Genomic DNA, 23,219 nt, shown 5'->3' on the forward strand with positions numbered 1-23,219 from the left:
TTGCACTCGTCCGCAGGTGAGCACCAGGTCGGTTGCGAATTCTGCCTCGAGGTGGTCGCAGGGTTTGGGCAATGGGTCTCCAGAGGTCACGTGACCCAGAGTAGTCCGGTTTCCGGAATAAATCACTGTGGGAGTCAGCGACGCCCATGTGCCCGTACCCTGTGACGCGGCACCCCACGGATGAGGACGTCAACTCGCAACCACCCTTCACGATGACGTGATGTGGCGTGGTGGTCTCATCACCGGTCAGGGATCGCCCTGCGCCTCATTCGCCAGCGCCTTGACGAAATTGTCCACACACGTCGAGGTCTGGCCATCGACTGAGGCGGCCTCCGCGTTAATGGGTGTGTACCTGAGCACGGTGACCAGATGGGACAGGGTCGGGAGTGCGGCCAACAGGATGCGCCGCTCCTCGATGGACATCTCGTTGAGGGTGTCAGCCAACCCCTCCCCCACCTTCCTCTCGGATTCGCGGCAGTAGCGACGTCCCTCGTCCGTGATGGCGATGAGCTTCGTTCGAGCGTCTCCGGGCTTGGGAGTTCGCGTGACATACCCCTTGTCGACGAGACGATTGATGAGGTCTGTCGTGGTGGCAGGCTTGGTCCCCTCGATTCGGGTGAGAACCCCCATCGGCAAGGGCCCCTCGGTTTCGATGGTGTGCAGCACCCGCCACGTCACCGATGCCCCTGGCACACCAGCCATCCTCTTGGCATGACGTTGCACCCGACCACACACCATCGCCAGTTCAGCGGCTTGGTCGACACTGAAGAAATGACCCCGATCCATTGTGTAAGCATAACCTAACCTTGTGGACAACCGTCCACCGGGATCGTCGTCCGCGCAACAGGCATGCCCGTAGGCTGGGATCATGGTCATTCTCTCCAAGATTTACACCCGTACTGGCGACCACGGGGCGACCCGTCTGGTTGACAACTCGGTAGCACCCAAGTCAGATCTGCGAGTCGAGGCGTACGGTCTGGTTGATCAGGCCAATGCCAGCATCGGTCTGGCCCTGGCCCTGGACTCCACGACCCCTGTCCTCACCGACGAGGTGCGAGAAGCCCTGGGCATCATTCAGAACGAGCTGTTCGACGTCGGCGCTGACCTGGCCAATCCCCTGGTCGCACACCCGAAATGGGAACCGCTGCGCATCGTTCAGGACAGTGTCGATCGCCTTGAGCGTTGGTGCGACGAGTTCGGCGACGATCTTCCGACTCTGAAGTCATTCATCCTTCCGGGCGGAAACCCTGTCGGTGCGCAGTTGCACGTGTGCCGCACCGTCATTCGTACTGCGGAGCGAGCGGCATGGCGAGCTGCTGAGGCCTATGGAACCGAGGTGTCGGATGATCCCGAGACGAGTCCGGGCGGTGTGAACGAATTGGCGATCACCTACCTCAACCGCTTGTCCGATCTGCTGTTCATCGTGTCGCGAGCGGCGAACAAGGCTGGCGAGGACTCCTCCGACGAGGTGCTGTGGCTTCCCGGTGGAGAGCGCAACCCGGCAGCCCAGGACCGGTGATCACACGAGGTGACCCACGGTGGCGTATTCGACTCCACCGGGGGGAGCCGCCTCGAGCCACGACATGAGGCCTGTCACCACGCCAGGATCAACGATGATCTGGCATACCGAGGCCCTGCCCCGCCTCCCCGTTTCAAGGGTGACGATCTCGTAGGCGTCGGAGGCAAGTGCCAACGAGTCATCCACGCTGGGTGGGCGATGCTCGACCATGACGAGTCCGCCGCGCCTCAAGACGATGGTGGGGACATGGCGGGGATCGATCGATCGGTACCATTCGAAGGCCCCGTCGACGTAGCGGGCAGTGCCGATCATCCATCCACCGGCTTTGGACCCACCCATGACCCGCAAACCGCACAAAAAAGCACCGCGTCTACGCATGAGAACGCGGTGCCTGACAAGGAGCCACATCATGTACACGACGGCGCAACACACGATGAAGCCGACGATGGCAGCATCCATCGCCAAGGTCGACAACATCGGCGTCAGACCGATGAAGGCGATGGAAGCGTTCATATTCCGACGCTAGTCGTCACACCATTGATCGTCCACGAAGGCTACCCTAAGCTCTGACCTCGACGAGGAGACGACAAGGGGCCGCCGCGAGGAGTTCGCGACAGCCCCTATCCCCCTTGTCTCAGGCCTCTTTCTTCCCGACGACGCGGGCAGCAGCAAGCTGGGCCTGGGCCAGGTGAAGGCGGTGAGTCAGGTCCTGGATGACAAAGAAGTCGTCATCGGTACGCTCACTCGAGTTGATCTCCTTCCTCAGTTCCTCGAGGTCACGGTGCGCCTGATCGACCGAGATCTCCTCCGATCTTGTGGCGTACTGGGTGATGATCGACACGTGGCCGTCCTCATCCAAGGACACAAAACCGCCGTCACAGGCGATGACCTCACGGACACCATCGGAAGTGATGATCTGGGCCGCGCAAGGTGCAAGGGCTGCAAGGAAGGCCTCGTGCCCGGGGAGCAGACCAATATCACCCTCGGTGGTCCGAACGATGATGTTGATCGCCTCCCCCTTCCAGACCTCGCCGTCGGCGCAGACGACCTTGACGCGAAGTGGCGGGTGGTCCATGGGACTCAGCCCTCCTTCTTCATCTTGTCCCAGTTCTCCATCACCATGTCCATGTTGCCGACGTTGAAGAAGGCCTGCTCCGGAACGTGGTCGACGTCACCGCGGCAGATCATCTGGAATCCCTCGATGGTGTCGGCGATGGAAACAGTCGAGCCTGGAACACCGGTGAACTTCTCACCCGTGTAGGTGTTCTGGGACAGGAACTGCTGGATACGACGGGCACGAGCGACGGTGACCTTGTCTTCCTCGCTCAGCTCGTCGACACCGAGAATGGCGATGATGTCCTGCAGCTCCTTGTTGCGCTGCAGGATCTGCTTCACCTGGGTGGCGGTGTCGTAGTGCTCCTGACCCACGTACAGCGGATCGAGGATGCGAGAGGTCGACGTCAGCGGATCCACAGCCGGGTACAGACCGCGGGAGGCAATCTCACGGGAGAGCTCGGTGGTGGCGTCCAAGTGGGCGAAGGTCGTCGCCGGAGCCGGGTCGGTGTAGTCGTCAGCAGGGACGTAGACGGCCTGCATCGAGGTGATGGAGTGGCCACGAGTCGACGTAATTCGCTCCTGTAGCTGGCCCATCTCGTCAGCCAGGTTGGGCTGGTAACCCACGGCCGATGGCATGCGACCGAGCAGGGTCGACACCTCAGAACCAGCCTGCGAGAACCGGAAGATGTTGTCGATGAACAACAACACGTCCTGGTTCTGGACATCGCGGAAGTATTCAGCCATCGTCAGGCCGGTCAGAGCAATACGAAGACGGGTGCCCGGGGGCTCGTCCATCTGACCGAACACCAGGGCGGTGTCCTTGAGAACTCCGGCCTCGTCCATCTCGTTGATGAGGTCGTTGCCCTCGCGGGTACGCTCACCAACACCGGCAAACACCGACGTACCGCCGAAGTTGTGAGCAATACGGTAGATCATCTCCTGGATGAGAACCGTCTTGCCGACGCCGGCACCACCGAACAGACCGATCTTGCCGCCCTTGACGTAGGGGGTGAGCAGGTCGAGAACCTTGATGCCGGTCTGCAGCATCTCGGTCTCGGGCTCCAGGTCGTCGAATCCAGGCGGATCGCGGTGGATCGGCCAGCGCTCGGTGACCTCGATGGTCGAGGGATCGGCGTTGAGGACATCACCAGTGACGTTCCACACGTGGCCCTTGGTGACATCGCCCACCGGCACGGTGATGGGGGCGCCAGTGTCACGAACCTCGGTGCCACGACGAAGACCGTCAGTCGGCTTGAGGGAGATGGCACGCACGATGTTCTCGCCGATGTGCAGGGCCACCTCGAGGGTGATGGTATTGGTCTGCCCCATCACCTCGGTGTCGACGTGAAGGGCGTTGAGGATCTCCGGCATCTGTCCAGCCGGAAACTCGACGTCGACGACGGGGCCGATGACTCGCACGACGCGGCCAACGCCGACAGCCTCGTCCTTCGTCTCGGGGGTAGTAGATGTCGCAGTCATGGTGTTCTCTCTCACTCCTGTGGGGCGGACTCTGCAAGGGCAGCAGCGCCACCCACGATCTCGGTGATTTCCTGGGTAATGGCGGCCTGACGGGCCTGGTTGGCCTGTCGGCTCAGCGACTGGATCAACTGCTCGGCGTTGTCAGTAGCCGCCTTCATGGCGCGCTGCCGACTTGCCAACTCCGAGGCAGCCGATTCCAGCAGGGCGTAATGGATGCGGCCGGCGACGTACAAGGGCAGCAACTGGTCCAGGACGGTGACCGGATCCGGTTCGAAGTTGTACTCGTGGAAGATCTCCTCGCGGGAGGCGCCGAGGCCAGGATCACCCTCCTCGAGCTCCCCCTCCGGCGTCGCATCGGGGTCGACGACAACCAGCGGCAGCAGCCTCACGACCTTCGTCTTCTGCGTCAGCATCGATTCGAAGTGGGTGTACACGATGTGAATCTCGTCAACTCCACCCTCGTCGGCTGGGCGCAGGAACTTCTCGATCAACGTGTCCGCGATTTCCCGCGCCTGCCGATAGGTCGGTGAATCAGAGAAACCACTCCACACGTGCTCGACCTCGCGACCACGGAACTCGAAGTACTGTGCCCCCTTGCGACCACACAGGTAAGTCACGACCTCCTGCTCGGGTCGCAGCGCAGCGTACAACTGCTCGGCCGACTTGATCGCGTTCGAGGAGTACGCTCCGGCCAGCCCCCGATCAGAGGTGACCAGCAGCACGGCCGAACGCTTGGGGTCCGGATTGATGGAGGTGAGCGGGTGCTCCTCGTGAGTGTGAGCGGCAACCGCCGACAGGGCTCGCGTCAACTCCAAGGAGTATGGACTCGCCGCCTTGACGATGTTCTGTGCCTTGACGATCCGAGAGGAGGCGATGAGCTCCATCGCGCGAGTGATCTTCTTGGTCGTCGCGACGGAGTTGCGCCTTTGCCGCAGTTCCCGCAGGTTTGAGGCCACGGCTCAGCCCTTCTTCGCGCGAACGATCTTGACCTGGTCTATGTCCTCGGTGGACATCGGATCGAACTCCTCGTGACCAGCCAACATCTTCCCGTCAGAGGTCTTGAATCCCTTCTTGACCTCCTCGAAGGCAGCAGCCGCCTCCTTCTGGGCATCCTCGTCGAACTTACCGGTCTCACGGATCGTGGTGAGCACGTTTCCATGACTGCGCAGGTATTCGAGGACATCGCCCTCGAATCGCAGCACGTCGTCGACGGGGACGTCGTCAAACTTGCCAGTGGTGCCGCCCCACACGCTGATGGTCTGCTCCTCAACCGGGTACGGGGAGAACTGACCCTGCTTCAACAGCTCCATCAGACGGGCGCCACGATCCAACTGACGACGGGAGGTGTCGTCCAGGTCAGAGGCGAACATGGCGAAGGCTTCCATGTCTCGGTACTGGGCCAGGGAGATCTTGAGGGTGCCCGACACCGACTTCATGGCCTTGATCTGGGCAGCGCCGCCAACTCGCGACACCGAGATACCGACGTCGACAGCCGGACGCTGGTTGGCGTTGAACAGATCCGATTGCAGGAAGATCTGACCGTCGGTGATGGAAATGACGTTTGTCGGAATGAAGGCCGACACGTCGTTGGCCTTGGTCTCGATGATCGGAAGACCGGTCATCGAACCGCCACCCAGCTCGTCAGACAGCTTCGCGCAACGCTCCAGCAGACGGGAGTGGAGGTAGAACACGTCACCGGGGTAAGCCTCGCGGCCCGGGGGACGACGCAGCAGCAGCGACATCGCTCGGTAGGCCTCTGCCTGCTTGGTCAGATCATCGAAGACGATGAGGACGTGCTTACCCTGGTACATCCAGTGCTGGCCGATGGCCGAACCAGCGTAGGGAGCGATGTACTTGAAGCCAGCGGGGTCAGACGCCGGGGCGTGAACGATGGTGGTGTACTCCATCGCACCGGCCTTCTCGAGGGCGCCCTTGACCTCGGCGACCGTCGAGCCCTTCTGACCAATGGCGACGTAGATGCAGCGAACCTGCTTCTTGGGATCGCCGGACTCCCAGTTGGCCTTCTGGTTGATGATGGTGTCGATGGCAATGGCAGTCTTACCGGTCTTGCGGTCGCCAATGATGAGCTGACGCTGACCCCGACCGATCGGGATCATCGAGTCGATGGCCTTGAGACCGGTCTGCAGCGGCTCACGGACCTCCTGACGATCCATGACGCCGGCAGCCTGGAGCTCGAGGGCACGGCGTCCCTCGATGTCCTTGATCTCGCCGAGGCCGTCGACAGGGTTGCCCATCGCATCGACGACGCGTCCGAGGTACCCCTCTCCGACCGGCACTGACAGCACCTCGCCGGTGCCGCGAACGGTCGAACCCTCATCGATTCCGTCGGAGTCGCCGAGCACGACAACACCGATCTGCCGCTCCTCCAGGTTGAGGGCGATGCCCATCGTCCCGTTCTCGAAGCGCAGCAACTCGTTGGCCATCGCCGAGGGAAGGCCCTCAACGTGGGCGATACCGTCGCCGGAGGTGACGACGGTACCGACCTCCTCGCGGGCTGCCGTCTCCGGCTCGTAGTTCTGGACGAAGTTGTCCAGGGCGTCGCGGATCTCCTCCGGACGTATCGTCAGTTCCGCCATTGCGTCTCCTTGTAAGCTCCTCCACCCCGCACCCGGGATGGAGGTCACGTGTATCAGCCCAGTTCTTGTCGGGCTTGGTCCAGACGATGGGCCACCGTCGAATCGATGACCTCGTCACCGAGGTTGATGAGCGCACCACCGAGCACCGCCGGGTCGACGATCTCGGACAACTCGATCGGGCTGCCGGTGATCCGTTCCAGTTGCTTGACCATCTCAGCACGCTGGGCATCAGTCAGCGCCCTGGCGGTCGTCACGATGGCACGCTTACGCTCAGCCAATTCGGAAGCGATCCCCAGATAGCCGTCGACGACATGCTCGAAGCTGGCCTCCGACGACACCACCGCGCGCCGAGCGAGGAGGAGGGTGTCCTCACCGACCCGGTCACCAACCAGCGTCGTCAGCAACTCCTGGCGATCCTGCCCCGAACGGTTCGGATCAGCGATGGCCATCTGAAGTGAAGCCTGTCCGCGTACCAGCCGGTTGATGCCGAACAACTCATCAGCAACCGTCTCCAGACGGTCTGCCTGTTGAGCTCGGCGCAACACGGCACGAACACCCTGACGCTCCAGTGCGCGCGTCAACGCCACCGGCGAGCGCCACGTGCACGTGGTGGTCGCGTCCAGAAGTTCCTTGCAGTCGGCGGATACCTTCGACCCGAAGACCGCGTCCACGAGCCTCTGACGAGCCTTGGCCTCAGAGCTTGTGTCCGAGAGGGAACGTCGCAGGCCCCGTTCGCGAGCCAGGATGTCGACAACCGCGAAGATCTCGCTGGCGAACTCAACGGTCGCATCGAGTCGATCTCCAGCGTCATCCAGTTGTCGTGACGCGCTCACCACTGTTGTCATGCCCGATTCACCGTCCGTGAGTCAGAAGCCGAGGGCTCCTCGGCCAGCGAGGAGAGGAAGCGGTCGACGGTCGCCTGGACGCGCTGATCGTCCTGCAGGGACTCCCCCACGATCTGACTGGCAAGAGTCGTGGCCAGACCACCAATCTCAGCACGCAGTTCTCGCACTGCCTGATCGCGCTGTGCCTCAATTTGGGCATTGGCGTGTTCGGTGATGCGAGTGGCCTCAGCCTGTGCCTTGGCACGCATCTCTTCGACGATCTGCGCACCCTGACTCTTGGCCTCCTCACGAATCTGAGCAGCCTCGTCGCGGGCATTGGCCAACTGGGCCTGGTACTTCTCCAGAGCAGCCTTGGCCTCGGCCTGAGCTTTCTCGGCTCTCTCGATCCCACCTTGAATCGTCTCTGCGCGCTCCTCGTAGAGCTTCTCAAACCGAGGAACAACCGCCTTGGAGATGAGCCAGGTGAGAAGCAGCAGGAGGACGATGCCGACGATGATCTCGATGGGATGGTGTGGGACGAGGGGCCCCAAATCCATTTCGAGAATACTCATGCCCTCGAACTCACTTAGCGATGAATGCGAGCACGAAGCCGAACAGGGCCAGAGCCTCGACCACGGCGAAACCGATGAATGCCAGCGACCTCAAGGTCGAGTGAGCCTCGGGCTGGCGAGCGGTGCCATTGATGGCGGACGCAAAGATCCACGCCACGCCGAGAGCCGGGCCGAGGGTGGCCAGGCCGTAGCCGAGGGTGTTGAGCGAACCACCGATAAGCATGGGAACCATGATGTGTCCTTCCGGATTGAGCCCCTTGTGGGGCGTTGTCTTCGTCGCCGGTCGGTTTGACGACGAGGTCTAGGGGGTGGGTTGTGTTGTCAGTGTCCTTCAGAGATGGAGGATGCCACGTACTGTGCCGACAGCACGGTGAACACGTATGCCTGCAGGAAGCTCACGAACAACTCCAGCGCGAAGATGGCGAAACTGAGGATCAGGGAGACGCCACCAGCGACGTTGAACATGATGCTCGAGGGGTAAGTGAGAAGGAATCCGCCGCCAACGACGAAGATCATGATGACCAGGTGGCCAGCAAACATGTTGGCGAACAGTCGCAACGACAGCGTCAGCGGACGGGTGATGAAGTTCGACAGGAACTCCAGCGGAATAAGAATCCACCACAGGTACCACGGGACGCCGGGGGGAAGCGTCGCATCCTTGAGGTAGCGGATGCCCTTGGTCTTGAAGCCGGCAATGACATAGACGAACCATGTCACGATCGCCAGACCGTAGACGTAACCGATGTGGGAGAAGGTCGGGAACATGAAGATGAACAGTTCACCGAACAAGTTGTTGACGAGGACGAAGCTGAACAGCGCGACGAGATATGGCAGCCAAGGCTCGAAGCCATGACCAATGGTGTCGCGCACCAGCGCGTTACGGATGAAGTTGTAGCAGTACTCGCCGAAGACCTGGCGTTTACCGGGAACGATCTTGAGGCCACTGCTCATCCACAGCCAGAAGGCCATGACGATGATGAAGGCGATAATCGCCTGCCAGAACGGCTTGTCCATCCAAGCCACCCCGAAGACCCCGTCGAACTTGAAGTCCTCAAGCCCGGGAGTGTGGAACTCCAGGGGAGACACGATCACGTTCACTGACCCTCCCGGTCGTTGTTGGGTTCAGGCACGGTTCCGTACCGCTTGACGATGAGGTAGACACTCGCCGCGAGGCCGACCATCATGCCGACGACGAAGATCCACATCTGGTGGAAGTGGCTGGACAACAGCCACCCGATGCCGCCGTAGAAAAGCATGCCCGCCAAGACGTAGCTCAAGACGCCCCACCCGTCGTCGCTGGAGGACGGCGTGGAGCTGGTACTCGTTCGCGTCATTGAGTCCTGCCCATGTCCAGATTGACTTTAGCAGTCGTAGACCTGTTGGTGCTCATTGGTCCTCCATCGTCGCAGGAATGTCGGGGATGGAGGAGTCATGCTCGTGCGGGTCGTCGTAAATTCGCTGGGGATGTCGTCCGGCCACGACGATACCGACGATCCACGCGACGGACACGGCACTGATTGCTGCAGCACACGGGCCAGCGAGAAGGCCAGTGTGGTACTGGGCCAGAAGCGCGCCGAGACCACCGAGAACAGTGACCTGGATGATGAACAGCCCCAGTCCAGCAAGCCAGGATCCAGTGCGGTCCAGCAGGTGGACCCCGCGTCCGCAGGCCAAGAAACCAACCGAAATGGCCGTGCCGGCAAGAGCGCTGAGGGCCGACGCCAGATGAGGGGTGAGGAAGGCCGTCGTCACTGCCGTGACCAGAAGCCCGGATGCTGTGGCCCACACCAGGCCGGTCCGGTATATCGGTGCCAATGTGTGCGAGGTCGCACGGGCGGGACGATCCACGGGCGCGTGTCTGGGACCAGTGATGGCGAAACTCGTCATCTCGTCGTCCCTCCCCGCCGTCATAACTGATGGATCCAATGGTGATGAGTCAGGCCGTCTGAACTCGGCAACGCGACGCTGTGAGTCGAGTGATTGGCCTGATGAGGTTGTCCTCGGTGAGAAACGTAACACATATCGCGCGATGACGTCGAGATCTCAGGCTTCGGCGGCCGGGTGCCGCGAGTTGGCCGTGGTCAGGACCACGCACATGAGAAGCCCGGCAATGACGATGACCACGGCCCACCAGTTCCTTTCCAAACCGATGAACACCGTCCCGAAGGTCAACACCGTCGTCCACAGGTACATCAACAAGACGGCCCGGATGTGGGAGTGACCGCGCTGCAGGAGGCGATGGTGAAGGTGCTGCTTGTCGGCGACGAAGAACCAGGTTCCCCGCCAAGTTCGCCTGATGTATCCCATGACGAGGTCGAGGACGGGAATCGCGAGCACCATGAGGGGCACGATGATCGGAAGATAGGCGGGAACCAAACCGCCCCCCTGAGCGGTCAGCGCCGTGGAGTCGATCTGCCCGGTAAGAGAAATCGTGGACGAGGCAAGCAACAAGCCCAGTAGCAAGGACCCCGAATCCCCCATGAACATCTTGGCCGGGTGCCAGTTGTGAGGCAGAAAACCCAGACATGCTCCCGCGGTGGCAGCGGTGATGAGGCTCGTCGTCGTCGCCACGACGAAGTCCTGTTCGTGGGCCAGCAAGTAGGTGTAGGAGAAGAACGCGAGGGAGCCAATGGCGACGACGCCAGAGGCCAGGCCATCCAGGCCGTCAATGAAGTTCACCGCGTTGGCACACAGCACGATGAAGAACACCGTGACGAGGATCGACGTCGGCGTGCCCAGGGCGATGATGGAGTTGGGCAGCGGAATCCAGAACATTCGCACACCCCCCGTGACGACGATTCCGGCCGCCAGGACCTGCCCTGCCGCTTTGGCCAATGCAGGTAGGTCAAGCAGGTCGTCAAGGACCCCCACGGCACAGATGACCGCTCCGGCAGCGCAGATCGTCAAGGCGTCGTCACCCACCAGGAGGTGACGTCCAAGGAAGGGCATGTTGCGGGCCAACAGACATCCCAGCGCCACTCCCCCCAGCATCGCCACCCCACCGAAGTACGGAACTGGCTTGGTGTGAACGTCTCTCGAGCGCACCTTGGCAACAGCCCCCCATCTCAGGGCAGCCTGCCGACACAGGCCGGACAACAAATAGGTCGTCAGGCCTGATGTCAGCATCACCAGGATGTACTCGCGCATGGTTGTGGGTCACTCGTCGTCAGCAGATGTGACGGGGGTCTCGGTGAGCTCAACAGTCGGGGTCTCGGCAATGGTGTCAGTCTGGTCGGCGCCGGCGACGTCATCGGTTGCCAAGGGCTCAGACTGGGCCTGGGCCACGGGACTCGGCTCGTTCGCCGCAATGTCCTCGGCCGTGGACTCGGCCTCGGAAGTGTCCTCCTCGGCGGGTTGATCGGTGGGTTCTTCCATTGCGACGACGTCGGGAGCGACCTCGTGGATGGCTTCCAGGGACAAGGCCCCCTGGCGAACAATCTTGCCGTCCGTGGTCGACACGAAGTCGATGATCGTCGAGGACGTCGCTACCTGGCTCGGGCCGGCGTCGAGATACACGGCCACGGAGACTCCGAGTTGATCCGCGGCTTCCTGGGCCGTCAGGGCTGCGGGCTGGCCCGACTTGTTCGCGCTCGAGACGGCCAGCGGCCCCGTCATGCGCAACAGCTCACGGGTTTGCTCCTGGTCTGGTACACGCACGGCCAAGGTGCCGTTGGTCTGTCCCAGGTCCATGCCAAGGGACTCCTGAGCACGGAGGATGAGGGTGAGGCCCCCTGGCCAGTACTTTTGCGCGAGGGCTTCTGCGGCCTCTGGAATGTGCTGGCACAAGGCGGGCAGGGCGACCGCATCGCTGACGAGAACTGGCGGTGGCATGTCCCGGCCGCGTTCCTTGGCATTGAGGAGACGCTGAACGGCCAAGGCATCAAAGGCGTCGGCGCCGATGCCATAGACGGTGTCGGTCGGGATGACGATGCATTCGCCGTCCGCGATGACGTCCGCTGCCTGTTCCAGAGCATCCTCGCAGGTCTGCGGATTCGTGACATCGAGAATGAGCGGGGTGATCCCGGAGTCCTCAGTCGCGTCCTCCACCACGACGGTCTCAGCCTGACTGTCAGTGGACTCCACATCGGGAGTCTCGGTCAGCTCATTGTCCTCGACCGTCGTCTGGTCAGTCTCATCCATGGCACCCATCCTTGCACCGTCGGCGGGCCGTGACGAACCTCGGCCTACCTGCGAGATCATCATGGTCCTCGATCTCGTCCCACTGCGCGGTCCTCGCCAATCTACGGGTCAGGGCTTCGCGGTGAGACTCGTCGTGCTCCATCACGAACAGGCCGCCCGGTGTGAGCAGTTGGGCGGCACGCTCGACAAGACGCAGTGGAAGGTCCAATCCGTCATCTCCGGAGAACAGCGCGACATCGGGTTCGTGCCCCGTGACGTCACTGGGTATGCCGTGGGCGTCGACGCGGCGCAAATAGGGCGGATTGGTGACGACGACATCGAAGTGACGTCCATCATCGGGAACCTTGAGGGCATCACCGGCGAGAAGTTCCACCCCGGAACCAGCAAGGTTGCGACGTGTCCACACCAGGGCTTCCTCGTCGAGTTCCACCGCGCTGACCCTAGCTCCGGGCACCTCGTTGGCAACGGAAAGGGCTATGGCACCACTGCCCGCACACAGGTCGATGACGCTTGGAGAACCCCCCGCCATGACGAGTTGACGCGCCTGATCCACGGCACGTCCGGCCACCAATTCAGTCTCCAGTCGCGGAATGAACACCCCTGGACCGACCTCAAGGCGAATACCACGGAACCAGGCATGACCGACGATGTATTGAATCGGTTCCCCGGATCGACGTCGGTCCACCATCTCGTTGAACCGATCCTCGTCACGGGGGCTCACACTCGAGACGAGGATGAGCTTTGCGGGTTGGACGTCAAGGGCCTCGCACAACAGCATCCGTGCTTCTGCAGCCGGGTTCTCGATACCTCCAGTGGTCAGCTGCCGGGTGGCGCGCGCCAGGACAAGTGAGGGGCTGGGGTCCCTCATGAGGATTCCTGCCCTTCAGGACGGTCGGCCATCCGCCGTCTCACCTCGTCGGCGTGGAGGGCATCGAGGACCTCTCCGAGGTCGCCGGCGAGGATCTGGTCAAGTTTGCGGGACTTGTAGCCGATGCGGTGATCAGTGAGCCGGTTCTCCGGGAAATTGTAGGTCCGTACTCGCGCGGAGCGGTCGACCGTACGAACCTGGTCGCGACGCATGCGATCATTCTCGTCGGCAGCCTGCTGGGCAGCCAGGGCAGCCACTTTCGCACGCAGCATCCGCATCGCCTCGGCCTTGTTCTGCAACTGGCTGCGTTCGTTCTGGCAACTGGCGACGATGCCGGTGGGGAGATGGGTGAGCCGTACTGCGGAATCAGTGGTGTTGACTCCCTGCCCGCCGGGGCCTGAGGAGCGGTACACGTCGACGCGGACGTCGGCGGGATCAATGTCGACCTCGGTCTCGTCGACATCAGGCATGACGAGGACACCGACCGCCGAGGTGTGAATGCGTCCGGCAGATTCGGTCACCGGCACCCGTTGCACACGATGAACGCCGCCCTCGTGTTTGAGATAGCCGTAGGCCGGGCGTGACGGCACACCCTCAACGGCAACGACGACGCTGCGATAACCCCCCAGATCGGTCACCTCGCTGGTGAGCTCACGGACTGTCCACCCCACCCTCTCTGCGTACCGGGTGTACATCCGAAGTATGTCGGCGGCGAAGAGGGCGGATTCCTCGCCACCCTCACCGGAATGAATCTCGACCAGGGCGTCCTCCTGATCGAGTGGGTCTGAGGGAGCGAGCAACTCAGTCAACTCAGCGTCGGCAGCCTCACGATGGTTACGCAGGGTTTCAGCTTCCTGCGCGAAGGCGGGGTCCTCGTCGGCGAGGTCCTCTGCGGCCTGGATGTCTGCGCTCAAGTGGTCAACGCGGTCAGCGACGGACACGACGTGACGCAGTCTCGAGTGGCGTTTGCCCAGGCGTCGCATCTCGGCGGGGTCAGACAGCACCTGCGGGTCGGCGAGTTGAGTTTCAATCTCTCGGAGCCGACGACGCACCTCGTCAAGTGCTCGTTGCGTGGATTCGCTCATGACCCTCCTGGCCAACCATGCCGGGGCCGTCGACAGGCCCCGGAAATGACCATGACGCCGAGCATCAGCCCGGCGTCATGGTGATACGTCATTGAGAGACGACGTCAGTTCTTCTTGCCGTAGCGGCGCTCGAACCGGGCGACGCGGCCGCCGGTGTCGAGGATCTTCTGCTTACCGGTGTAGAACGGGTGGCACTTCGAGCAGACGTCGGCGTTGAGGGTGCCCGACGTCGAGGTGCTGCGGGTGGTGAAGGTGTTCCCACAGGTGCACACCACGGTCGTCTCGTGGTATTCGGGATGGATTCCCTGCTTCATATGTGATCTCCTTGTCAAACGTGCCCCGGGTCGCCCGACTGATTCATTCGGACGTGAACCGGAACCGGCGTTCGACAATACACCGAACCACCGGCGCCGGTCCACTTGACGGCATCATTCCTGGCTGGGGGTTGTCTTGGAGATTGTGTACAGGAACTCGACGTTCGTCTGGGTCTTGCGCAGCCGCGAGAGCATCATCTCAAGGGCCTGAGATCCTTCCAGACCGGAGAGAACCCGGCGCAACTTCCACATGATCGCGGTCTCCTCTCGCGAGAGCAACAGTTCCTCGCGGCGAGTACCGGAAGCGTCGACGTCGATGGCCGGGAAGAGTCGCTTGTTGGCGAATTCGCGGCGCAGGCGCAACTCCATGTTGCCTGTGCCTTTGAACTCCTCGAAGATGACCTCATCCATCTTGGAGCCGGTCTCCACCAGCGCCGTGGCCAGAATCGTCAAGGAGCCGCCGTGCTCAATGTTTCGAGCGGCGCCGAAGAACTTCTTGGGCGGGTACAGGGCGGCCGAGTCGACACCACCGGAGAGGATACGTCCCGACGCGGGCGCGGCCAGGTTGTAGGCCCGCCCCAGACGGGTGATGCCGTCGAGCAAGATGACGACGTCATGGCCGAGCTCCACCAGACGCTTGGCACGTTCGATGGCCAACTCGGACAACTGGGTGTGGTCGTCGGCAGGACGATCGAAGGTCGACGCAATGACCTCACCACTGACGGTCCGCTGGAAGTCGGTGACTTCCTCGGGACGCTCGTCGACCAGCACCACCATGAGGTGCACCTCAGGGTTGTTCTTGGTGATCGAGTTCGCGATCGACTGCATGATCATCGTCTTGCCAGCCTTTGGGGGCGAGACGATGAGGCCGCGCTGTCCCTTGCCGATCGGGCTGACCAGATCGATGATGCGGCCGGTCATGTTCTTGGGGTCATCCTCGAGGCGCAGACGTTCCTGCGGATACAGCGGGGTGAGTTTGGAGAACTCGGGACGCTGCTTCATCTGCTCGAGGTCAGCACCATTGACCTGTTCGATCGTGACCAGGGGTGCGAATTTCTCGCGCCTCTCCCCCTCTCGGTGAGCGCGCATCTGACCGACGATGACGTCTCCCTTGCGCAGCCCGTGACGGCGGGCCATGGCCATCGAGACATAGGCGTCATTCGGGCCGGGCAGGTACCCCGAGGTGCGCACGAAGGCGTACTGGTCGCGAATGTCGAGAATGCCGGAGCACGGTACGAGGACGTCATCCTCGCGGACATTGGGTTCGGAATCCGAGTAACGCTCGTTGGGACGCTTTCGACGGTTCTGTCGATCGCGTTGACGACGTCGGCGTGACCGGCGACCACCGTTTCCGTATTCCGAGGAGCGGCCGAGATCGTCGTCAGACTCCTGGTTCGAGTCGCTGTCATTGTTGCGGTCGCGGTGAGTTCCGCGCTCCAGTTGGGAACGCTCGCTATTCTTCCCGCGCGACAGCGCCTCCAGTCGAGCACCAACCTCGTCGTTGACATCACTGTCCCCGGAATCGCCGTTGGAATTGTCTCGGGATGTGTTGCGAGCACGACGACGCGGCGAATCTCCTCGGCCACCACGCGTACCATTGTCACGACGTGGTCCGTCGTTGGAACCGTCGCCGCCACGCTGGTCCTCGCCGTCTTGTCCCTTCGACTCGTCGGCACGCTTCTTCGCCTCCGCAGCCTCGAGAAGGTCACCAACCGATGGGGTCTTCTCATCTTGGGAGGAGCGAGAATCGGAGGCAAGCGAGCCCTTGTCTCGGCCGCGTGGGGCACGCTGGGGACCGGCCTGGTCCCCCTCAGCGGACGTGTGGGACTCAAGTCCCCCACGACGACGAGGGGCTGATGTCTGGCTTCCGGGGTATCCCCCTTCCAAGATGGCGGCCACGAGATCAGCCTTGCGCATACTGCGAGCTCCCTTGATACCCATCTGGGTGGCGATGGATCGAAGCTCAGGCAGCAACTTCGTGGACAGATCCGAGGATCCACCCGGCTGTGAGATGTGAGTCACGTATGTCCCTTCGAATTGCCCCCGGTCGATGCACTTTCCGGCGGGCGAGGTTTCAACGGGCCTGCCGTCGGGATCGACAATGGGTCGGGCGGCTGACACCACGGAGATCCGGGATGGTCTGCTGAGCGAGACTCTCGGCCGTGGTGTGGCGTTCGAGGCCCTCGAACGCCGAGGACATGGTCCCCACGGACAGGACGGTGACACAGGGCCACGACTCGATCGTCAATGGGGAATTGCGCACATCCGGTGCGCGTGCGCCACCACTATAACGCACAAACCGGATTGCATTGACACCATTCCTCAAAGAATATGAACGCCTTCACCGACACGAAGATCCCGGGAGACAAAGCCAGTGGCATCGACGTCGCAGCCTTCCTCGAGCTGAGTCCGGGTCCCCAGGGCCAGGACAGCCGGACCGGCGCCGGAGATGACGGCCGGGACACCACGATCACGCAAGGAGTCCATGAGCGCGCCCGACTCGGGCATGAGGGTACGACGGTAGGGCTGGTGCAGCCAGTCCTCGGTGGCGGCCAACAGGTGTTCCGGCGCGGTCGTCAGGGCTGTGACCAGGAGTGAGGCGGCCAAGACTTGGTGCACGGCGTCGCCACGATCAACCTGCTCAGGAAGGACCTGCCGGGCCAGCGCGGTGGGCACATGGCGATCGGGGATGAAAACCCTCCCGATGATGGACGGGTCGACCCTCAGACCGATGTGATGGACGACATCTCCCCTCGACCACGCGAGCTGAGCTCCACCAAAGATGGCCGGGGCGACATTGTCGGGATGTCCCTCGATCGCAGCAGCCAGTCTCAACAGCTCAGTGCGATCCAGCGGAACTGCGGGACGCGCCACCCCCCATGCCAGGGCCAAGCCGGACACGATGGCCGCGGCCGAGGACCCAAGGCCACGGCTGTGCGGGATGGCATTGACAGCCCTCAGGTGCAGGCCGGCGTCAGGACGGGGGTACCCGAATTCGGCGAGTCCCTGCCGCAACGTCGCGACGACAAGGTGGGACTCGTCGTGAGGAACAGTGTCCGCCCCTTCACCAGTCACATCAATGTGCACACCGGGTCGATCAAGGACGTCGACCTCAACCTCGTCCCACAGGTCCAGTGCCAGACCCATGCAGTCGTAGCCGGGGCCCAGATTCGCCGCGGTGGCGGGAACACGCACCCGCACGCTGTCAGCCATCATCAACCTCTCAGGAGTGCAGATCCAGCACAGCCGCGACCTTGTCAGTCGATGCCTCGACGGCCTGCCTCGACATGGTGGTGCGGCTCAGTGCAGTGTCGATGTCCTTGAGTCCATTACCCGTCACTGTAATGACGATGCGCTGCCCGGGCTCCAGACGGCCCTCGGATTTCAGCTTGAGGAGACCAGCCACGCCAGCGGCCGAGGCAGGTTCGACGAAAATACCCTCACGGGCTGCCAGGAAGGCCTGGGCGTCGAGGATCTGCTCGTCGGTGACGGCCTCGATGAGGCCGTGTGACTCGTCGCGGGCAGCCAGTGCGCGGGCACCCGATGCGGGCCGACCGATACGAATGGCCGTGGCCACCGTCTCGGGATCATCGACGTCGTGGCCCAGCACCAGCGGAGCAGCACCGGCAGCCTGGAAACCGAACATCCTCGGGGTGTGGCTGGCAGGGCCGTCCGTGGCGTACTCACGGTAACCCTGCCAATAGGCGGTGATATTTCCTGCGTTGCCCACCGGCAGGGCATGAATGTCAGGGGCATCGCCGAGGGCGTCGACGACCTCGAAAGCGGCCGTCTTCTGGCCCTCGATGCGGTACGGGTTGACCGAATTCACCAAGGACACCGGGAAGCTCTCGGCCAGTTCGCGAGCAATGCGAAGGCAGTCGTCGAAATTGCCGAGAACCTCAATAATGCGACCGCCATGGACGACGGCCTGGGCAAGTTTGCCAGCCGCGATCTTTCCCTGGGGAAGAAGGACGACTGGGGTCAGGCCAGCCCGGGTTGCGTAGGCTGAGGCCGAGGCCGAGGTGTTGCCGGTGGAAGCACACACGACAGCCTTGGAGCCATCAGCGAGGGCCTTCGTCATGGCCATCGTCATACCCCGGTCCTTGAAGGACCCAGTCGGATTGGCTCCCTCCACCTTGATCCACACCGATGCGTCAAGCTCAGCACCCAGACGCGGTGCCGGCACCAGCGGGGTGGAGCCCTCCCCCAAGGTGACGATCCAGTCGATACCGTCCATGGGGAGACGGTCACGGTAGTGCTCGATGACGCCGAAGGGGCGTTTACGCTGGGGCATGATCACATTCCCTCCACCCGGATGACGCGGGGATCGGAGTTGACGTAATGGTGTCCGGTGAGTTTGTCGACGCATTCCTGAACGTCACATTCCCGGGCCTCGTGGGTGAGAATCTTGAGAGTCGCCGACCAGCCGCCGGCACGATCGTTGCTCTCCACCGCCGACTGCTGGACAGTCTGCAGGGAGACGCCGTGGCTCGCGAAGATCTTCGCGACCTCGGAGAGGACGCCCGGCTCGTCGCGCACCTGCAGGCGCAGGTGGAACCTGGTACGAACCTCGGCGATGGGCAGAATCGGAAGCTCACCGTAGACGTCCTGAGGCGGTCCGGCGACTCCTCGAACCAGGTTGCGAGCCACCGTCACGAGGTCACCCATGACGGCGGAGGCCGTCGGAGAGCCACCTGCGCCCGGGCCGAGGAACATCAGGTGCCCGGCCTCGCGAGCCTCCACGAAGACAGCATTGAAGGCCCCAGAAACTGCGCCAAGCGGGTGAGTGGTAGGCACCAGAGCCGGATGAACTCGAGCAGAGATACCGTCTGGGCCGGCCTGGCAGACGGCCAGCAACTTGATGACGCAATCCATGTCGCGAGCTGCGGTGATGTCCTCGCGGGTGATGTCAGTGATGCCCTCCCGGTACACCTGGTCGCCGCGCATGCGGGTGTGGAAGGCCAAGGTCGACAGCAAGGCCGCTTTGGCGGCGGCGTCATATCCTTCGACGTCGGCCGTCGGGTCGGCCTCGGCGTACCCCTTGGCCTGTGCCTGGGCCAAGGCCTCGTCGAAACCTGCTCCGGTGGTCGTCATCTGGTCGAGGATGTAGTTCGTCGTGCCGTTCACGATCCCCATGACCCGGGTGATCTGATCGCCGACCAGCGACTCGCGCAGCGGCCGGACGATCGGAATGGCCCCGGCCACTGCGGCCTCGTAGTAGAGGTCGACGCCGTGGTCCTCGGCGACCGCATGCAGATGCGTTCCATGCGCAGCCAGCAGAGCCTTGTTGGCCGTGACGACGGAATGGCCCTTCTCCAGGGCAGCCGTCACAAGCTGACGTGCCGGGTCAATGCCACCGATAAGTTCGATGACGATGTCGATGTCGTCACGGTTGACCAGCGCGGTCGGATCATCGGTGAACAGCCGTGAGTCGAGGCCCTGACGCGGCCGCTCCGGATGAGCAACAGCAATGCCAGCAAGCTCGACGCGCCGACCCACCCGGGCCGCGACGTCGTCACTGCGGGACTCAATCATGCGGGCCACCTGGGAGCCCACGACCCCGCACCCCAACAGGGCCACGCGGATCGGCTGGGGCGACGCGGAATCAGTGATGGTCGTCATCTCGTCCTCATCTCGTTGTTGTCGGCTAATGAATGGTCACCAGGTTTGGGCGACGTGGTCGTCTCATTTGTCACGGCCACTGCACCTCGGATGTGACCGGGCTAGCGTCCAGGGACAGCAAGTCGTCAATGGTCTCGCGGCGCAGCAGTAGCGACGTGCCCGGGTGGTCTGCAGTACCGACGCAGACGACGGCGGGTCGCGGCGTGTGGTTGTAGTTCGATGCCATCGACCTGGAATATGCGCCGGCAGCAGGAACGGCGATGACGTCGCCGGGGGCCACGTCTCCGGGCAGATACACATCGCGGACCAGGATGTCGCCAGCCTCGCAGTGTTTCCCGACGATGCGGCACAGCACCGGGGTGACCGTCGAGGCACGGTTGGCAATGACGGCAGAATATTCGGCGGCATACAGGGCGGGACGAATGTTGTCGCTCATACCCCCGTCGACCGAAACGTAGATCCGCTGTGCGCCACTGTCGAGATCCACCGGCTTGACGGTGCCGACGGTGTACAGAGCCATCGTCGTCGGCCCCACGATCGCACGACCCGGCTCCAGGCTGACGTGGGGAACCTCCATTCCCCTTCCTCGTGCCTCAAGGGTGATGATCTCCCGCAAGGAGTCGGCCAGACTCTGGGCAGTGGACGGGGAGTCCTGGCTGGTGTAGGCGATACCGAATCCGCCACCGAGGTCGAGTTCGGGCAGGTCGGTTCCGGTCGCCTGCTTGAACTGTTCCAGCAATTTCATGGTACGACGAGCCGCCACCTCGAAACCCGCGGTGTCGAAGATTTGAGAGCCAATGTGGGAATGAATGCCCAGTAGATCCATGACCTCACTGGTGTGACACCTGACCAGGGCCACCATGGCCGCACCATTGGTAATCGAGAACCCAAATTTCTGGTCCTCGTGTGCGGTGGCGATGTACTCGTGGGTGTGGGCCTCGACTCCCGCCGTGACGCGCACCATGACTCGGGCGTGCCAACCGTTGTCGCGGCACAGCTCCTCAATACGGGTGATTTCATCCAGGGAGTCGACGATGATGCGCCCGATGCCGGCGCTGAGAGCCAACCTGAGTTCGTCGATGGACTTGTTGTTGCCGTGCAGACCAATACGGGCAGGATCCATTCCTCCCTGAAGAGCCGTGATGAGTTCCCCGCCGGTGCAGGTGTCCAGGTACAGGCCCTCCTCATCGACCCAGGAGGCAATGGTGCGCGTTAAGAAGGCCTTGCCGGCGTAATAGACGTCCCACCCCGCGAAGGCATCGCGGAAGGTCCTCGCTCGCTGTCGAAAGTCAGCCTCGTCAAGGACATAGAGGGGCGAGCCATATTCGGCCAGGAGGTCTGTCACGCTCACGCCTGCGACGTTGACAATTCCCCCATCCCCGCGACCTGTGGACCCCGACCAGAGAGCAGGATCCAAGGCGTTGACGTCGTCGGGCAGAGTCAGCCACTGAGGACCGGCGGCCGCGACGTCGGCATGGACCGAGCCGGCAACGTGCATGTGCGTCATGACTCCACCCTGCCAGAGGGCCCCGACACGATCAGCGAGTGTCCATGTTCTCGACCATGAATGGCGAATCAACCCATCAGTGCGCTAAAGTCGACGGACGGTCGGGGTCCAAGGACCCACTGGCTCCCGTAGCTCAGGGGATAGAGCACCGCCCTCCGGAGGCGGGAGCGAGGGTTCGAATCCCTCCGGGAGCGCCCCAGAATCACGCACGGCGATGCGAGTTCGACCCGGTAGGGTGTCACATCATGAACACCCATGACGCTGAATTGCCTCGTCACAGATCACGAGCCGCTCTGTTGTCCGGGGCCGGTGCCATCATGCTGTGGGTCTTCGGTCGCATGATCATGCTCCATGTGTTCATCCAGCCCTCGTCGAACTTCATCACCGGAGATGTGCAGTACTACCTGTGGTGGATGCAGAGTGGGCAACCCGATTCAGCAGTTCTTCGGGAATACCCGCTCCCAGTCGTGTGGTTTTTGAGGGCTTTGCACTGGTCTGCCGGCGATTCCCACTTCATACCGGCATTCGCTACGACGATGCTGCTCCTGGATGCCCTCCTGGCTGTGGCGATGTGGCATGACGGTCACCGGGCTGGCGCGCTGTGGTGGATCGTCCTGGTGCCATTCCTCGGGCCGATCATGTGGCACCGCTTCGACATGGTTCCCGCCGTCTGCATGGGATTGGCAGCTCTGTGGTACCGACGTCACCCCGCCGCTTGTGGAGCCATGATCGCGTTGGGAGCCGCAGTGAAACTGTGGCCGGCCCTTCTCATTCTTCCCATGATCTCTCGCCGCAAGGCAGCCATGCGACGGCTCACAGCATTCGTGGCGACTGGGTTCACACTTGCCTTGGCCTCCCTGTTGGCCGGCGGATGGGATCGCCTCGTGTCCCCGTTGACCTGGCAGTCAGACAGAGGACTCCAGGTGGAATCAGTGCTGGCGACCGTCCCCGTCTACCAGCGCTTCAAGAATCCAGACAGTGGTTACAGGATCGAGTTCTCGAAGTACAACGCCTACGAAGTCTTCGGCCCGGGGGCTTCTGCCTGGCAATTACTGTCGACCGTACTCATGGCCCTGGCCGTGACACTGGCTGTCGGGATGGCCGTCATCTCGTGGCGACGCAATGGTCTTGACCACCGCAGCGCAGTACTGGCCGATCTGGTCATCATTGGTGCTCTCATCATCGCCAACAAGACCTTGTCGCCCCAGTACTTCGTGTGGTGGGCTGCCCCAGCCGCCATGATCCTCGATCAGGTCTCGGGCGAGACGACTTGCGAGAACCCTCCCAACCCGAAGACGCTTTCCCGGGCCCGAACCTGGTGCGGGATTGTCGCAGGTCTTCTTCTCGTGACGGCGTTGTTGACGCAGCTGGTGTACCCGCTGAAGTACCCCGGCATCATTGGCGCGCCTCCCCACCGCTCCAGCACGCTCCTGTTGGTCGTGCGCAATGGGATGACCATCGTGACCTTCGCAGCCTGTGTCGTCGCTTTCGTCGCGAGCCTGCGCATGCGCCGTCCGGCTCAGCCGTCATCAGCACCGGGAAGACCCGTACCAACCCCCTGAGCCGCCAGTGACCATTATCACATTTTGCTGATCGGCAACAGGTGTTCCTCAATGTGCCCAAATAGTTGGGAGGG

The 23,219-nt window shown here is 62.6% G+C and carries 23 protein-coding genes, 1 tRNA gene and 1 pseudogene; 3 read left to right on the top strand and 22 right to left on the bottom strand.

Annotated elements, in window-relative coordinates; translation table 11 throughout:
• Positions 1-246 precede the first annotated feature (246 nt).
• On the bottom strand, positions 247-786 hold the full coding sequence (locus O6R08_RS05585; protein WP_271419096.1) for a MarR family winged helix-turn-helix transcriptional regulator: 540 nt from the start codon (positions 784-786) through the stop codon (positions 247-249).
• An 82-nt stretch (positions 787-868) separates the two neighbouring features.
• Here O6R08_RS05585 and O6R08_RS05590 point away from each other — a divergent pair, with 82 nt between their 5' ends.
• Positions 869-1,519, top strand: coding sequence for a cob(I)yrinic acid a,c-diamide adenosyltransferase (locus tag O6R08_RS05590; protein WP_271419097.1), 651 nt, complete (start codon positions 869-871; stop codon positions 1,517-1,519).
• On the opposite strand, the gene O6R08_RS05595 is transcribed toward O6R08_RS05590, so the two are convergent.
• From O6R08_RS05595 to lysA, 21 genes and pseudogenes are all read right to left on the bottom strand, one after another.
• Positions 1,520-2,032 carry a DUF2550 domain-containing protein gene (locus O6R08_RS05595; protein ID WP_271419098.1) on the bottom strand — a complete coding sequence of 171 codons (513 nt, stop codon included), beginning with the start codon at positions 2,030-2,032 and terminating at the stop codon, positions 1,520-1,522. It lies immediately after the preceding gene.
• A gap of 121 nt (positions 2,033-2,153) precedes the next feature.
• Positions 2,154-2,594 carry a F0F1 ATP synthase subunit epsilon gene (locus tag O6R08_RS05600; RefSeq protein WP_271419099.1) on the bottom strand — a complete coding sequence of 147 codons (441 nt, stop codon included), beginning with the start codon at positions 2,592-2,594 and terminating at the stop codon, positions 2,154-2,156.
• Positions 2,595-2,599: 5 nt separating this feature from the next.
• Entirely contained in the window at positions 2,600-4,054 is a 1,455-nt protein-coding gene (atpD, locus tag O6R08_RS05605; RefSeq protein ID WP_271419100.1) for a F0F1 ATP synthase subunit beta, read from the bottom strand.
• 11 nt (positions 4,055-4,065) lie between these two features.
• Entirely contained in the window at positions 4,066-5,010 is a 945-nt protein-coding gene (locus O6R08_RS05610; protein ID WP_271419101.1) for a F0F1 ATP synthase subunit gamma, read from the bottom strand.
• Between the two features lie 3 nt (positions 5,011-5,013).
• Positions 5,014-6,651, bottom strand: coding sequence for a F0F1 ATP synthase subunit alpha (gene atpA / locus O6R08_RS05615; RefSeq protein WP_271419102.1), 1,638 nt, complete (start codon positions 6,649-6,651; stop codon positions 5,014-5,016).
• Positions 6,652-6,704: 53 nt separating this feature from the next.
• Positions 6,705-7,496, bottom strand: coding sequence for an ATP synthase F1 subunit delta (atpH, locus tag O6R08_RS05620; RefSeq protein WP_271419103.1), 792 nt, complete (start codon positions 7,494-7,496; stop codon positions 6,705-6,707).
• On the bottom strand, positions 7,493-8,047 hold the full coding sequence (locus tag O6R08_RS05625; RefSeq protein WP_271419104.1) for a F0F1 ATP synthase subunit B: 555 nt from the start codon (positions 8,045-8,047) through the stop codon (positions 7,493-7,495). The genes atpH and O6R08_RS05625 overlap by 4 nt, the downstream gene beginning before the upstream one ends.
• Positions 8,048-8,057: 10 nt before the next feature.
• Positions 8,058-8,279 carry an ATP synthase F0 subunit C gene (gene atpE / locus O6R08_RS05630; RefSeq protein ID WP_271419105.1) on the bottom strand — a complete coding sequence of 74 codons (222 nt, stop codon included), beginning with the start codon at positions 8,277-8,279 and terminating at the stop codon, positions 8,058-8,060.
• Positions 8,280-8,368: 89 nt separating this feature from the next.
• Positions 8,369-9,145 (bottom strand): F0F1 ATP synthase subunit A, encoded by a 777-nt coding sequence (atpB, locus tag O6R08_RS05635; RefSeq protein WP_271419106.1) that lies wholly within the window; start codon positions 9,143-9,145, stop codon positions 8,369-8,371.
• Positions 9,142-9,437: pseudogene (locus O6R08_RS05640) on the bottom strand (AtpZ/AtpI family protein). The gene atpB and the pseudogene O6R08_RS05640 overlap by 4 nt, the downstream one beginning before the upstream one ends.
• Entirely contained in the window at positions 9,434-9,799 is a 366-nt protein-coding gene (locus O6R08_RS05645; protein ID WP_333907919.1) for a cyanate permease, read from the bottom strand. Before O6R08_RS05645 ends, O6R08_RS05640 begins: the two are co-directional and overlap by 4 nt.
• A 291-nt stretch (positions 9,800-10,090) precedes the next feature.
• Positions 10,091-11,194, bottom strand: a complete 1,104-nt coding sequence (locus O6R08_RS05650) for an MraY family glycosyltransferase (protein ID WP_271419108.1) — start codon at positions 11,192-11,194, stop codon at positions 10,091-10,093.
• Between the two features lie 9 nt (positions 11,195-11,203).
• A complete protein-coding gene (locus O6R08_RS05655; protein ID WP_408640138.1) occupies positions 11,204-12,187 on the bottom strand; it encodes an L-threonylcarbamoyladenylate synthase in 984 nt (327 codons plus the stop codon).
• Entirely contained in the window at positions 12,180-13,055 is an 876-nt protein-coding gene (gene prmC, locus O6R08_RS05660; RefSeq protein ID WP_271419110.1) for a peptide chain release factor N(5)-glutamine methyltransferase, read from the bottom strand. The genes O6R08_RS05655 and prmC overlap by 8 nt, the downstream gene beginning before the upstream one ends.
• Complete coding sequence (gene prfA, locus O6R08_RS05665) at positions 13,052-14,140, bottom strand: peptide chain release factor 1 (RefSeq protein ID WP_271419111.1); 1,089 nt, start codon at positions 14,138-14,140, stop codon at positions 13,052-13,054. Before prfA ends, prmC begins: the two co-directional genes overlap by 4 nt.
• Positions 14,141-14,244: 104 nt before the next feature.
• A complete protein-coding gene (gene rpmE, locus O6R08_RS05670) occupies positions 14,245-14,454 on the bottom strand; it encodes a 50S ribosomal protein L31 (RefSeq protein ID WP_271419112.1) in 210 nt (69 codons plus the stop codon).
• A gap of 114 nt (positions 14,455-14,568) precedes the next feature.
• The gene (rho, locus tag O6R08_RS05675; RefSeq protein ID WP_271419113.1) at positions 14,569-16,476 is read right to left on the bottom strand and encodes a transcription termination factor Rho; all 1,908 of its coding nucleotides are present in this window, start codon (positions 16,474-16,476) and stop codon (positions 14,569-14,571) included.
• A gap of 300 nt (positions 16,477-16,776) precedes the next feature.
• Complete coding sequence (thrB, locus tag O6R08_RS05680) at positions 16,777-17,667, bottom strand: homoserine kinase (protein ID WP_271419114.1); 891 nt, start codon at positions 17,665-17,667, stop codon at positions 16,777-16,779.
• Positions 17,668-17,677: 10 nt separating this feature from the next.
• On the bottom strand, positions 17,678-18,754 hold the full coding sequence (thrC, locus tag O6R08_RS05685; protein ID WP_271419115.1) for a threonine synthase: 1,077 nt from the start codon (positions 18,752-18,754) through the stop codon (positions 17,678-17,680).
• Complete coding sequence (locus O6R08_RS05690; RefSeq protein ID WP_271419116.1) at positions 18,751-20,076, bottom strand: homoserine dehydrogenase; 1,326 nt, start codon at positions 20,074-20,076, stop codon at positions 18,751-18,753. Before O6R08_RS05690 ends, thrC begins: the two co-directional genes overlap by 4 nt.
• A 70-nt stretch (positions 20,077-20,146) precedes the next feature.
• On the bottom strand, positions 20,147-21,583 hold the full coding sequence (gene lysA / locus O6R08_RS05695; RefSeq protein WP_271419117.1) for a diaminopimelate decarboxylase: 1,437 nt from the start codon (positions 21,581-21,583) through the stop codon (positions 20,147-20,149).
• A 122-nt stretch (positions 21,584-21,705) separates the two neighbouring features.
• Here lysA and O6R08_RS05700 point away from each other — a divergent pair.
• A tRNA-Arg gene (locus tag O6R08_RS05700) sits at positions 21,706-21,777 on the top strand.
• A 150-nt stretch (positions 21,778-21,927) separates the two neighbouring features.
• The gene (locus O6R08_RS05705) at positions 21,928-23,145 is read left to right on the top strand and encodes a glycosyltransferase family 87 protein (protein WP_271419274.1); all 1,218 of its coding nucleotides are present in this window, start codon (positions 21,928-21,930) and stop codon (positions 23,143-23,145) included.
• Positions 23,146-23,219 lie beyond the last annotated feature (74 nt).

The organism is Cutibacterium equinum (assembly GCF_028021195.1).
Taxonomy (GTDB): Bacteria; Actinomycetota; Actinomycetes; order Propionibacteriales; family Propionibacteriaceae; genus Cutibacterium; species Cutibacterium equinum.